Here is a 13,347-nt window from a genome sequence, read left to right on the forward strand (position 1 = left end):
TCACCGCAAGTAGTCGTCGTCCGTGACGTGTTCAAGCCAGGTGGTGGTGGCGGCCGGATCGTCGGCGTTGTCGAGCATCGCCAGATGCTCCATGAATGAATCCGGCGATGCACCGTGCCAATGTTCTTCGCCCGGTGGGCAATACACCGTTTGTCCGGGATGGACTTCGACTTTCACCTCGCCGCGAGACTGGATCCAGGCGACGCCCTGGGTGACGTGCAGGGTCTGGCCACGAGCATGCGAGTGCCATGCGGTGCGCGCGCCGGGAGCGAATCGCACCTTCGCGACGAGCATTCGCTGACCGTCCTCGCGGGGACGTGCGATGAGGTCGAGCCAGACGTCGCCGGTGAATTGTTCAGGCGGATTCTTGGTGGTCGGGGTGGGTGGATCGATGTTCATGGGCTCTCACGCTTCCGGGATTGTCAGGCCGAAACGTTCGCGTGTGATCGCTTCGGGTTCGGGGCCACCGCGTATGCCGGTGTCCAGTGCGTCGATGGCGGCAAGATCGTCGTCGGAGAGGTCGAAGTCGAAGACGGCGAAGTTCTCGGCGATCCGGGACGGTGTCACCGATTTCGGGATGACCTGGCGTCCTTGCTGTAGATGCCACCGCAGCATCACCTGCGCAGCGGTCTTGCCATGCTTTTGTGCAATCGCGACGATGGTCGCGTCCTCGAGGGTGGAGCCATGTTTGCCGTCACGATAGAAGGTGATGCCACCGATCGGTGACCATGCCTGCGACACGATCCCGTGCTCGGCGTCCGCCTCGAGTACGGCGGTCTGACGGAAGTAGGGATGTACCTCGATCTGGTTGACCGCCGGCACAACCGATGTCGCGTCCAGCAGACTCGTGAGGTGCTCGGGCATGAAGTTGCTGACACCGATTGCTCGAACCTTCCCGTCCGCCAACAACTTTTCCAGCGCCTTGTACGCGCCGATCGTGAGGTCGAACTCACCCGGCAACGGCTGGTGCAGGATCAACAGGTCGATCTGTTCGACCCCGAGCTTGCCTGCCGCCTTGTCGAACGCATGCTGCGTCTGGTCATAGCCGAAATCGGTGATCCAGATCTTGGTTTCGATGAAGATGTCCGACCGGTCGAGGTCCGACCGGCTGATCGCCTCACCGACGCCACGCTCATTGAGGTACGCCGCAGCGGTGTCGATGTGGCGGTAGCCCGTTTCAAGCGCAGCGGTGACCGCGATCGTCGTCTCGTCGGGCGGCGTCTGGAAAACACCAAAACCGATCGCGGGCATGGTGATTCCGTTGTTGAGGACAATATTTTCAGGAGCCATGGAATCCACCCTAGCGGTCCGCCGCGCGCCCAGACAGGGACTGTGAGTACCTGTCATCGTCGGCATCCTTCGGGGTGCGCCGGGCACCATGAAGGAGTTGAAAGGACGATCGCCAGAATCGCGGCGGGTAGTCCCGGAGCCCTCCGTCCGAGGTCGACCGGGGCTCTACGGGCGGGAGCGGTGGCTGTCATGTTGACCATTCGAGCGCAGTCCCGGCCGGCCGGGGAGTCCCAGTTGTTCCAGGTAACGGCAGTACCTCCCACGCCGGTGTCGCGATGCCTACCGTGGAAGCATGAGTACCACCGACCTTCGCACCGAGATCAAGGACTTCCTCAGCTCTCGACGTGCCCGGATAACCCCAGAACAGACCGGGCTGCCCGCCTACGGCGGCAACCGTCGGGTCAAAGGACTGCGGCGGGAAGAGGTGGCGCTACTCGCCGGGGTTTCCGTCGACTACTACGTGCGGATGGAGCGCGGGAACCTCGCCGGTGCCTCCGACAGTGTCCTGGACGCCCTGGCCGGAGCACTCCAGCTCGACGAGGCAGAACGTGACCATCTGTTCGCCCTTGCCCGACAGTCGCAGTCCAGCTCCTCGGCCCGGCGGCAACGGACCGCGCCGACCACCGTCCGCCCGGCGATTCAGCAGGTCCTCGACGCCATCTCCGATGCACCCGCCTGGGTTCGAAACGGTCGTCACGACATCATCGCCATGAACCAGCTCGCCCGCGCGCTCTACGCTCCGGTGTTGGCCGACCCCCGACGTCCGGCCAACACCACCCGATTCATCTACCTGCAGCCCAGCGCTGCCGAAGAGTTCTTTGTCGATTACGACCAGATCGCAAAGGATGCCGCGGCCATGCTCCGGCTCGAAGCCGGCCGTAATCCGCACGACAAGGCACTCATCGCCCTCATCGGTGAAATGTCCACGCAGAGTGAACTGTTCCGTAAACGCTGGGCATCGCAAGACGTCCGTTTCCATCGCAGCGGCCGAAAACGTCTGCGCCACCCCGCGGTCGGCCAACTCGACCTCGACTTCGAAGGTATGGAACTGCCCTCTGAGCCCGGCCTGCATCTGAACATCTACACCGCGGCGGCCGGCACACCCACCGCCGATGCCCTCAAACTGCTCGCCTCGTGGGCCGCGAGCCAGGAACAGCTCGACACCGAACACGTCTCGGTGCGCGAATCGCGTTGACGGTTTGACTGTTTCGGAACCGGCTACTCCGGAGCTCCCAGATTGAGCTCGTCCGGATGGACACCAACCCGGACACCGTCATCGAGGGTGGCGATGTCGGCGAGGTCGGCGTCGTTCAGTTCGAAGTCGAAGACGTTGATGTTCTGGGCGATCCGGTCCGGATTGACCGACTTCGGGATGACGATGAGCCCGTTCTGCAGGTGCCAGCGGATCAGGACCTGAGCAGGCGATTTACCGTACTGCTCCCCGACGCGCGTGATGATCGGGTCAGTGAGCAAAGTGTTCGGCTTGGAGTTCGGACCCCAGCCGGAGTTGCTGGTTCCGCCGAGCGGACTCCACGATTCGACGGCGATCCCGTGCTTCGAAGCAGCGGCCCGGACCGCCTGCTGCGGTAGGTGCGGGTGGAGTTCGACCTGATTGACGGCAGGTATACCGCCTCGGGCGACCAGCAGTTCGAGGTGACGCGGCTCGAAGTTGCAGACACCAATTGCCTTGGCACGGCCCGATTCTGCAATGGCTTCGAGCGCATCCCAGGTGCGCAGGATCCGGTCGTCATCTTGCAGGGGCCAGTGGATGAGATACAGGTCGACGTAGTCCAAACCCAGGCGCGACAGGCTCTTGTCGAAGGCACTCAGGGCCGGTTCGTATCCCTGGTCGGCGTTCCACAGCTTCGTCGTGACAAAGAGTTCGCCGCGCGGCACATCGACATTCGCGATGGCCCGACCGACACCTTCTTCGTTGCCGTAGGCTGCTGCGGTGTCGATGTGCCGGTAGCCGGCCTCGTCGATGGCGGACCGCACCGCCTTTTCGGTCTCATCGTTGGTTGCCTGCCAAACACCCAGTCCCAGTTGAGGAATGGTGGTGCCAGAGTTCAATGTGATCGTGGGTACTTGTTCGGTCATGACACCACCCTATCGATCTCCGTCGGTCAGCCGGCCAGTTCGCCAACTGTGAGGCCGCCCCAGATCCCGTATTTCTCGCCGTAGCGCTGGGCGTGGCTGCGGCATTCGCGCGCGACCGGGCAGTGTCCGCAAATCGACTTCGCCGCGGCTTCGCGTCGACGACGTTCCTTGGCGAACTCACGGCCTGCCGGAGGGAAGAAGATGTTCGAGTCGACGTCCTCGGTTCGGCACCGGCCGTGCACCCGCCAATCCCAGCCGGTTTCACCTCCGACATAGCCGCCGCCGTTGAATCCGGTCATGCCGAAACAGCAAACGGTATGCGCACCACCGACAGGTCTTTGCCCCACACTGCGATACCGGCCTGCGCGCCGGACAGTTCTGTGGTGCGCACCGGTTGGTACCCCTCGTGCCGGCACAACGCATGCACGTCGGACTGATCCGGGCCGGTCGTGATCAGGACACGACGATGTCCGTGGTTGGCGGCCTCGGCCTCGAGTCGGGCCAGGATCCGGCTCCCCAGACCCTGCCGACGCTGCGCGGAGGTGGTCCAGATCCGGGTGATCTCGGCGGTGTCGTCATCGGCGCGCCGATACTCTCCACCGGCCACCGGGGTTCCGTCGGCAACTGCGACGAGAAGGGCGTCGCCCGGTCGAACCCGCAGCTTCGCGAACCAGCCGCACGACGTTCCGCCGTAGCGCCGACTGTTCTCGATCGCCACCTGGGACAACGCGGTCCGGGCGAGCCGATCATCGTGTCCGACACGCACGATCTCGATGTTCGTGCGACATGCCTCGATCATCGGCAGTGCCGGCGGCGCCTCCGGATGGACCGCAGCCGCAGCCATCAACATCTGGTCGACCGACAACAACTTTCCGACAAACGACATGGCCGCTCCCTCCGCGATGATGCATCCATTCAGCCGCGAAATCGCTCGACAGGCGATGGTTAGAACCACGCTGATCCGATGACATCGGGTCCGAGACCACCTTCAGGCAATCTTGTTGTTGGCGCAGACATGAATCCTGCTTGCCGCCGATACCGAATTGAAGGAGTACCGATGTCGACAACTGCGAGCGTGCATCTTGCAGTCGCGCTGGAAGGGGCCGGCTGGCACCCGGCCGCCTGGCGTGAACCCGATGCCAGGCCAGCCGAACTGCTCACAGCGGGGTACTGGGCAGATCTGGTCACCGAAGCCGAGCGCGGTGGACTCGACTTCGTCACCATCGAAGACTCGTTCGGCCTGCGACCCGCCACGCTGCAAGGGCTCGACGCCAGGACCGACCGGGTCAGTGGTCGTCTCGACTCCGTGCTGATCGCATCCCGGATCGCACCGTTGACCTCGAACATCGGCATCATTCCCACCGCTGTCGTGACGCACACCGAGCCTTTCCATCTCGCCAAGGCGATCGCCACGCTCGACTACGTGAGCACCGGCCGGGCCGGAGTCCGGTTGCAGGTTTCCGCCCAGGAACACGAGGCAAAACTCTTCGGCCGGCGCACCTTCCCCGACCTGTCGGCCGACCTCACCGGCCCCGCGGCGCAGTCGCTGATCGCCGATCTCTTCGAGGAGGCCGGCGATTACGCCGAGGTCCTGCGCCGACTGTGGGATTCGTGGGAGGACGACGCCGAGATCCGGGACGCCGCAACAGGTCGTTTCGTCGATCGCGACAAGCTCCACTACATCGACTTCGAGGGCCGCTTCTTCTCCGTCCGCGGTCCGTCGATCACCCCGCGACCACCTCAGGGACAACCAGTGATCGCCGCCCTGGGTCATCAGCAGATCCCGTACGAGCTGATCGGCCAGTCGGCGGATATCGGGTTCGTGACCCCACACACCACCGCGCGGGCCACCGAGACCATCGCCACCATCCGGGCCGCCCAGGAGTCGGCGGGACGCGCCGCGGAAACCGTCCACATCTTCGCCGATCTGGTTGTGTTCCTGGATGATTCGACCCAAGCCGCCGCCGACCGCAAGGCTCGCCTGGACGAGCTCGCCGGGTCCGAGTACCAGAGCGATGCCCTGATCTTCACCGGCACAGCGGCCGAGCTGGCCGATCACCTCGAAGAACTGGCAGAGGCCGGGATCACCGGGTTCCGGCTCCGCCCCGGCGCGATCCCTCACGACCTGACTGCGATCACCACCGCACTGGTACCCGAACTCCAGCGCCGCGGACGGTTCCGCGACGGCTACACCTCGTCCACACTGCGCGGAAATCTGGGACTCGAACTCCCGGCCAACCGCTACGCACCAACCAACAATCACTCAACAGGGGATCTGATCAGCCGATGACCAAGCAGGTACACCTCGCAGCACATTTCCCGGGGGTCAACAACACCACGGTGTGGAGCGATCCGGCAGCCGGCAGCCACATCGACTTCAGCTCGTTCACCCACTTCGCAAAGACCGCGGAACGTGCCAAGTTCGACTTCCTCTTTCTGGCCGAGGGGCTGCGTCTGCGTGAGCAGAACGGGCTCATCTACGACCTCGATGTGGTCGGACGTCCGGATACCTTCACGGTCTTGGCGGCCCTGGCTGCGGTCACCGACAAACTTGGGCTCACCGGCACCATCAACTCGACGTTCAACGAACCCTATGAGGTCGCCCGGCAGTTCGCCAGCCTCGACCACCTGACCGCGGGACGCGCCGCGTGGAATGTGGTGACCTCGTGGGACGAGTTCACCGGGCAGAACTTCCGCCGCGGCGGCTATCTGCCGCAGGAGAAGAGATACCAACGCGCACAACAGTTCCTGGAGGTCACGACCGAACTCTGGGACTCGTGGAACGACGATGACATCGTCGCCGACCGCGAGTCGGGGACGTTCCTGCGGCGCCCCGACGCCGGAACCTTCAGCCACACCGACAACCAGTTCGACATCGCCGGTCAGTTCAACGTGCCCCGCGGCCCGCAGGGACGGCCGGTCATCTTCCAGGCCGGCGATTCCGAGGAAGGTCGCGAATTCGCGGCCGCCAAGGCCGATGCCATCTTCTCGCGCCACTCCACGCTCGACGAGGGGCAGGTGTTCTACAAGGACGTCAAGGGACGCCTCGCGACCTACGGCCGCCGCCCGGAAGAGCTGCTGATCCTGCCTGCCGCCACTTTTGTCCTCGGTGACACCGATGCCGAGGCCCAGGAGCGGGCACACGAAGTCCGCCTCCAGCAGGTCAGCGGGCAGACGGCGATCAAGTTCCTCGAACAGCTATGGAACCGCGACCTGTCCGACCACGATCCTGATGGTCCGTTGCCGACGGTCGATCCGCTGGTCGGCGAGAACACGATCGCGAAGGGTCGCGCCAGTGTGCGCATGCATCGGGATCCGCTGGAAGTGGCAGCGCAGTGGCGCGCACTGGCGGAGGCGAAGAACCTGACCACTCGCGAATTGATCATCGAGGTGACCGGACGTCAGTCCTTCATCGGAACACCGGCGACCGTCGCCACCCAGATCAATGACCTCGTGCAGGCCGACGCCAGCGACGGATTCATCCTGGCCCCCCACATCACCCCGGGTGGGCTCGACGAATTCACCGATACCGTCATCCCGCTACTGCAGGAGCGTGGGGTCTACCGGACCGAATACGAGGGCGACACCCTGCGCGACCACCTCGGCCTGTCAGCGCCTGCCTAAACCCGATCATGTGCCCTTTTGGCGGCCCCGAACTGGGGTTTTACTCGCCAGAAGGGCACATCATCGGCTCAGCTCTCTCGCTCGATGAGTCGATGTGGCCACGCCTCGTCCGGGATGTCCCGTAGTCGACACGGGACATCCTGGGCGGTGAACCAGCCGCGATAGTGGATCAGCTCACCGATCACGGGATTGCGCACTGACGCGTCGACGCGGAACCGGTTGCGCTCGGAGTCCCAGCCCTCGGCGTATAACATCCGGGCCGCCAGCAATCCACGCATTCCGACCTTGGGGCCCGCCGTCAGCAGTCGCATGGGTCCGCTCTGGAAAATCAGCGAGCCGCGGTCGACGCTCGCCTCCAACGGCCAGAGCAGTTCGGGACCGTCACCGAAGTAGTCGACGAGCCCCTCGCGACCATCCACGAGTAGCGAGTTCAATCCCTGTGGTCCGCTGGTGTAGTTGAGCGATCGCATCACCGCAAGCGATTCGCGGCCCAGTTCATCTTGATAACAATAATTATGCATCGTGAACGGGACGAGGCGACTGGACTTGGTCGGCATGGCGTTCCGTTTACCGAAATGTCGCAGCGCGGTCGAGACAACCGGCGAACTGTAAATCGATTCCATGATCCCGCTCGTCTCTTGCGCCAGCTGCGACTGCGAGTCAATTCCGTAGCGCCACTGCAAGTTCGGGTGCAGTTTCTCGAATTCCGGACCCAAAACATTCTGGATGACCGAGCTCACTGCTACCCCCCGTTCCGGCTATCAGGCATGAGCCCTGAATGTACTACGGACGGTCAGCCTAAAATGTTGGGTCGGGAGCACGTAATAAGTACTGAAACACAATGGAGGAGCATCACGTGAGCGCTCAGGTCGAAGAGTTGGAGTTCGCCGCCGAGGCGCGGCAGCTGCTGGATCTCATGATCCACTCGATCTACTCGAACAAAGATTCCTTCCTGCGAGAGCTGGTGTCCAACGCATCGGACGCCCTCGACAAGCTGCGGATGGAGTCGTACCGGGACAAGGATCTCGACGCCGACACCTCGGATCTTCACATCGAGATCGCCGCCGATTCCGAAGCTCGCACCTTCTCGATCTCCGACAACGGCATCGGCATGACCCGCGATGAGGTGATCGACCTGATCGGCACGCTGGCGAAGTCGGGGACCGCGGAGGTCCGGAAGAAGCTGAAGGAGGCCAAGGACTCGGCGGCGTCGGAAGAGCTGATCGGCCAGTTCGGCATCGGCTTCTACTCGACGTTCATGGTGGCTGACAAGGTCACGCTGCTCACCCGCAAGGCGGGCAAGACCCACGCCACCCGCTGGGAGTCCGAGGGAGCCGGCAAGTACACGATCGAAGAGGTCGAGGGCGCGCCGCAGGGTACGACGGTGACGTTGCACCTCAAGCCCGTCGACTCCGAGGACGATCTGCACGACTACACGTCGGTGCCGAAGATCCGGGAACTGGTCAAGAAGTACTCCGACTTCATCTCGTGGCCCATCCGCATGGAGGTGACCAAGCCGGCACCCCCGAAGCCCGCCGACGAGGACACCGAGGAAGGCGACGACGCACCCACCGAGGTGACCGCGACGGAGACCCTGAACTCGCAGAAGGCGCTGTGGACCCGGCCTCGCTCGGAGGTCACCGACGAGGAGTATGCCGAGTTCTACCGGCACGTCAGCCACGCCTGGGACGATCCGCTCGAGACCATCGCGATGAAGGCCGAGGGCACCTTCGAGTACCAGGCCCTGCTGTTCATCCCGTCGACGGCGCCGTTCGATCTGTTCATGCGCGAGCACAAGGCCGGCGTGCAGTTGTACGTCAAACGGGTGTTCATCATGGACGACTGCGAAGAACTCATGCCCGAATACCTTCGGTTCGTGAAGGGTCTCGTCGACGCAGCGGATCTGTCGCTGAACGTCTCCCGCGAGATCCTGCAGCAGGACCGGCAGATCAAGGCGATCCGGCGTCGGCTCACCAAGAAGGTCCTCAGCACGATCAAGGATCTGCGCACCAATGACCGCGAGAAATACGACACCCTGTGGTCGCAGTATGGCCGGGTCCTCAAGGAAGGCCTGCTCCAAGACGTCGACAACCAGGACGCCCTGCTGGCGATCATCTCACTCAGTTCGACCCACTCTGCCGACACCGCAACATCATTGGCCGAATACGTCGAGCGGATGAAGGATACGCAGACCCAGATCTTCTACGCCACCGGCGATTCGCGGGAGCAGCTCGAGAAGTCCCCGCACCTCGAGGCGTTCAAGGCCAAGGGCATCGAGGTACTGCTGCTCACCGACCCGATCGACGAGATGTGGATCGGATCGATCACCGACTTCGAAGGCAAGCCCCTGCAGTCGGTGGCCAAGGGTGAGGTCGATCTCAGCGGCGAAGCCGACAAGGAAGAGGACGACAAGAAGGATGAGGAGTTCAGCGACCTTCTCACCTGGATGACCGGCGTGCTCGTCGACGACGTCAGCGCGGTGCGGTTGTCGAGCCGGCTGACCGATTCGGCGGCGTGCATTGTCGGTGAGGCACAGAGCCTTTCACCGGCACTCGAGCGGATGTACCGGGATTCGGGCATCCCGATGCCCGACAGCAAGCGGATCCTGGAACTCAACCCGGATCACGCGTTGACCGCCGGACTGCAGAAGGCATTTGCCGATCGCGGCGATGACACCGCTCTGCGGCAGTCGGCGGAATTGCTCTACGGTGCAGCGCTGTTGGCCGAAGGTGGCACACCCAAGCAACCAGCCGCCTTCAGCAAAACCCTCGCCGACCTTCTGACGAGAACCGTCTCCGAGGGATAGCCACCCCGCCGCCGCCCCCCGCCGCCGCCACCGAGCGTGCCCTTATCACCGCCGAGCGTGCCCTTGCGACCGTCGAGCGTGCCGAAACTGCCTGTTACCTAACAGTTTTGGCACGCTCGGCGCGATTTTCGGCACGCTCGGCGGTTCGATGGGCACGCTCGGCGGCGGGCGGTTTGGCACGGTCGGCGGTTCGCACGGCGCGGTCGGCGGGGTCAGTGGCGGCGGGTGGAGTGGTCGGCCACGCGGGAGGCCGAGAGATCCGCGACGATGCCTTCGGCGCTGCGGCTTCCGGCCCGGCAGACCCGGGCGGTGAACGAGTCGTTCAACGGATTCGACGACCGGTTCCGCCAGCGGTGCGCGGCCGCCAGCGCCGCCTCACGACCGGAGGTCATGGTCTCGAACGGGTCGAGTCCCAGCCGATCGTCGGGGGTCGTCCCGTACCCGCCGATCAGCCGGGTCACCTCGGTCTGTTCGCCTTCCGTCAGCGATGTCTTCCGGGAACGAAGCATGCCCAGCAGTCGGAGTTCCTCGAATCCGTGCACGTCGCCCAGCATCCGGGTGGCGGCCGCGCGAATCGGGGCAACCCGCTGGGTCGGATACTGCCGCAAAATCCGCGACAACTCATTCAGTGCCGAATGGACTTTGAGTTGATCGGCTCGCTGGCCGAACTGGACGTCGATCACTGACTGCAGCTCGGTCAGCCCACTGCGCTCCAACAACTGTTTCGACAGTTCGATCGAGTCGGTGGAGCCACTCTGCAGCAGCGCCAACGCGATCCGGACCCCGAACAGACCGAAGCGTTCGATCAGCCGGACCCGGACCTCACTGTCGAGCGGCAGCACACTGTCGGGCCGGCAGAAGCGGTCGGCCGACAGCATGGCCAGTTGCAGATCGTCAGGAGCGACATCACAGAGCGCTTTCAAAGCTTTGAACTCACTCTGCCGCAGTGTTCGCGCGGTCAGGGCCAGCAGTCCGGCCACCGGTACCACCGCCTGGCACAGGCCCGACGACGCCAGTTCTGCCGAGTAGCGAGCGGCAATCTCTTTCGCAGAGAACATCGCATCGATTCGGCCGACACCGATTTCGTCGGCCCGCGACACCACGCCGATCACTCCCAATGGTCCGGACCGACCACCCACCTGGCGGTTCAATTCGGACAGCATGTTGACGTCGGCAGCGGTCGACATCCGCATCAGGTACAGCACGGCATCGGCCCCCGGAACGCCGTCCTTTGGGGTTAGCAGACGCAAGGTCCGTTGGGACACTTCAGAATTCAGTGACGCCGTACCGGGAGTGTCGATGATCGTCTGACGGCTGAGCTCCGCGGACGGCCAGTTCACCACCAGGCGGTCGATGCCGGCCGGGTCGAGTGATTCGACATCGAAGTGGAGCTGTCCATCGCGGCGGTCGACCGGCACCGGCGCACTCAGACCATTCATGTGCCACGCCCGGACTGCCGGGGTCGCTCCGTGATGGAACCAGGTGACGATACGCGTGCACTCGGTTGCGTCCGTGGGTGCGAGCTCTTCTCCCACCAAGGCGTTCAGCAGGGTTGATTTGCCGGCCTTGAGCGTGCCCGCAAGCGCAATCCGTAGCGGCTCTTCGAGGCGGGCGGCACACCGATCGATCTCGTGCGCGGCACCGGTACCACCGAATGCGGGATCATTTCGGTACACCTGCCCGGCTTCCGCGAGCATCGCACGAACTCGATCGAAGGCGTTCATGACGCTGCCCCGGCCCAGGTGTGCACTTCACCGAGGAACTTCAGCTGCTGCTCTATCATTTTCGCTCTCGACTCCCTCTCCGACACTTCTTTGTTGGCAGCCCTTTCGGTCGACTGGATCGACTCGGTGAGCGATCGTGTTGTCTGCTCGGCGATTTCACGGAAGTGGTCACGCAGCACTCGTTGAATCAGTCGCAGCCGTTCCCGGGATTCGCGACCGACTTCGAACAGAACATCGTCGACAAACCGGCGCACGGCCATTTTTGCCTCAGCGCGCCTGCGGGTCAATCGGGCATCGCGGTCGTCGGTGAATGTCTTGCGGCCCAGCATCACTCCGGCGAGCACTGAGAATGGGTTCACCATGGTCATGCCCACCAGGGTCGAGATCATCCCGAACATCATCATTCCGCCGTATGATCCCCGCATCCCGATCATGACTTTGTTCACCGTCCCGGACGGCGACTGTTCCAGATCGACCAGGCTGTCGACCGGCGCGATCTCGGAACCGACCGACGCGAGCGCCAGGTGCGGAATCATCACGTCACCAACTGCTGCGAACGATTCTGCGACGGCTTCGGCCAGTTCGACCGATCGCTGGTGGGTCCAGACGAAGTTGTCACCGACGGCCGCGCTGACCTCGTCCTGCAGTCGCGCACCCAGGTCCTCCCAGATCTTCGCCGGATCGCATCCGTCGATCTCCTGCTCAAACTCTTTGGTCAAGTTCCGAAATCTGTTGCGCAGGTCGAAATCCGAGTCCGCGGAAAGATCGGCGATCCCGTCGCCGAGCACCTGCTGCCACAGCGCTGTTCGGCCGGCGAGTTCCTTCGCCTCGGATTTTGCCCGCTCCAGTTCGGCAACGATTCCCTGACGCAGTTCCGGGTCGCGCAGAATGCTCAGCTCCGATCGCATCGCCAGCAGCAGATGTCCGGCGGCCGAGCCGATTTCACTCATCACCATCTCTTGCATCTGATTCTTGTCAGCCGCCAGCACCTTGTCACCGAGGAACTCGAGCAGCTTCGGGAAGCCCGATTCCTCATTCAGTTCCTTGTCGTTCAGCCGGACTGCATGGGAGCGTAGCGCCGACGAGGTGGGCAGCGGTTCCAGCGAACTTCCGATGTTCTGCAGATGGCCGACATCGGCTGCGACGACGTCGCGCCATCGCGGGTAGAGATCCGTTTTCGTCGCCACCATCAGGGCGTTGGGACACAGCTCGGTTGCCTGACGGATGAATGCCATTTCCGGCGCGGTGTACTCCTGACTGACGTCCGACGCGACGATGACTGCACTCGCGGCCGGCAACAACCCCAGCGTGGCCGCGGCATGTGGCGAGCCGACGCCACCGCTTCCGGGTGTGTCGATGATGACCAGTCCCCGTTTGAGCAACGGGCTGGGCACTTCGATCTCCAGACGAATCACCCTCGCTCCGCCGGCCGCCGGCGCCCGACTCAGATCCTTGCGGATGTCGTCCATGGGTACTTCGATCCGCCGGGCCTCGTTCCCGTCATCGACGACCAGTCGCGCTGCGGGCTCACTCCCGTAGCCGATCATCGTGACCGTCGACGTGGTCTCGTCGTCACCTACGCGGCAGACCGGAATGTTCAGGAGCGCGTTGATGAGGTTGCTCTTGCCCTGCTTGAGTTGTCCCAGCACCACCACACGAGCCCGCGGATCCTGCACTCGGTCACGCGCGGCGTCGAGGCGGGCACCGATATCGCGGCGATCGGCCTCCGCCACCAATTCCCGCAGCCGATCGATGATCTTTGTCACCTTGGCGGTGTTGTCATCCACAGCAGGTCTCCTCGTCAAT

General features: G+C 63.7%; 12 protein-coding genes. 4 read left to right on the top strand and 8 right to left on the bottom strand.

Translation table 11 applies throughout. The features are described from left to right. Positions 1–399, bottom strand: a complete 399-nt coding sequence (locus H290_RS0102710; protein WP_020105222.1) for a cupin domain-containing protein — start codon at positions 397–399, stop codon at positions 1–3. 6 nt (positions 400–405) lie between these two features. Further along, positions 406–1,290 carry an aldo/keto reductase gene (locus H290_RS0102715; RefSeq protein WP_020105223.1) on the bottom strand — a complete coding sequence of 295 codons (885 nt, stop codon included), beginning with the start codon at positions 1,288–1,290 and terminating at the stop codon, positions 406–408. A 292-nt stretch (positions 1,291–1,582) separates the two neighbouring features. On the opposite strand from H290_RS0102715, the gene H290_RS0102720 reads away from it, so the two are divergent. Further along, on the top strand, positions 1,583–2,485 hold the full coding sequence (locus tag H290_RS0102720) for a helix-turn-helix transcriptional regulator (protein ID WP_020105224.1): 903 nt from the start codon (positions 1,583–1,585) through the stop codon (positions 2,483–2,485). 23 nt (positions 2,486–2,508) lie between these two features. Here the strand turns inward: H290_RS0102720 and H290_RS0102725 are convergent, their stop codons facing one another. The 3 genes from H290_RS0102725 to H290_RS30055 are packed head-to-tail and all read right to left on the bottom strand — an operon-like array spanning position 2,509 to position 4,273. Then, positions 2,509–3,387, bottom strand: coding sequence for an aldo/keto reductase (locus H290_RS0102725; RefSeq protein WP_020105225.1), 879 nt, complete (start codon positions 3,385–3,387; stop codon positions 2,509–2,511). A gap of 26 nt (positions 3,388–3,413) precedes the next feature. Then, positions 3,414–3,686, bottom strand: a complete 273-nt coding sequence (locus H290_RS0102730; protein ID WP_020105226.1) for a WhiB family transcriptional regulator — start codon at positions 3,684–3,686, stop codon at positions 3,414–3,416. Further along, entirely contained in the window at positions 3,683–4,273 is a 591-nt protein-coding gene (locus H290_RS30055; RefSeq protein ID WP_020105227.1) for a GNAT family N-acetyltransferase, read from the bottom strand. Before H290_RS30055 ends, H290_RS0102730 begins: the two co-directional genes overlap by 4 nt. 171 nt (positions 4,274–4,444) lie before the next feature. On the opposite strand from H290_RS30055, the gene H290_RS0102740 reads away from it, so the two are divergent. Further along, positions 4,445–5,677, top strand: coding sequence for an LLM class flavin-dependent oxidoreductase (locus H290_RS0102740; RefSeq protein ID WP_020105228.1), 1,233 nt, complete (start codon positions 4,445–4,447; stop codon positions 5,675–5,677). After that, complete coding sequence (locus tag H290_RS0102745; protein WP_020105229.1) at positions 5,674–7,011, top strand: NtaA/DmoA family FMN-dependent monooxygenase; 1,338 nt, start codon at positions 5,674–5,676, stop codon at positions 7,009–7,011. Before H290_RS0102740 ends, H290_RS0102745 begins: the two co-directional genes overlap by 4 nt. Before the next feature lie 68 nt (positions 7,012–7,079). Here the strand turns inward: H290_RS0102745 and H290_RS0102750 are convergent, their stop codons facing one another. Then, positions 7,080–7,751 carry a DUF4166 domain-containing protein gene (locus H290_RS0102750; protein WP_020105230.1) on the bottom strand — a complete coding sequence of 224 codons (672 nt, stop codon included), beginning with the start codon at positions 7,749–7,751 and terminating at the stop codon, positions 7,080–7,082. Between the two features lie 116 nt (positions 7,752–7,867). On the opposite strand from H290_RS0102750, the gene htpG reads away from it, so the two are divergent. Then, positions 7,868–9,817 carry a molecular chaperone HtpG gene (htpG, locus tag H290_RS0102755; RefSeq protein WP_028462690.1) on the top strand — a complete coding sequence of 650 codons (1,950 nt, stop codon included), beginning with the start codon at positions 7,868–7,870 and terminating at the stop codon, positions 9,815–9,817. A 212-nt stretch (positions 9,818–10,029) separates the two neighbouring features. Here htpG and H290_RS0102760 read toward each other — a convergent pair whose 3' ends face one another. Together H290_RS0102760 and H290_RS0102765 are read right to left on the bottom strand one after the other, a co-directional pair. Then, positions 10,030–11,541: a dynamin family protein gene (locus H290_RS0102760; RefSeq protein ID WP_020105232.1), complete on the bottom strand. Its 1,512-nt coding sequence runs from the start codon at positions 11,539–11,541 to the stop codon at positions 10,030–10,032. Further along, positions 11,538–13,328, bottom strand: coding sequence for a dynamin family protein (locus H290_RS0102765; protein WP_020105233.1), 1,791 nt, complete (start codon positions 13,326–13,328; stop codon positions 11,538–11,540). Before H290_RS0102765 ends, H290_RS0102760 begins: the two co-directional genes overlap by 4 nt. Between the last annotated feature and the right edge of the window lie 19 nt (positions 13,329–13,347).

The sequence above is a fragment of the Nocardia sp. 348MFTsu5.1 genome, assembly GCF_000383535.1.
Taxonomy (GTDB): Bacteria; Actinomycetota; Actinomycetes; order Mycobacteriales; family Mycobacteriaceae; genus Williamsia; species Williamsia faeni.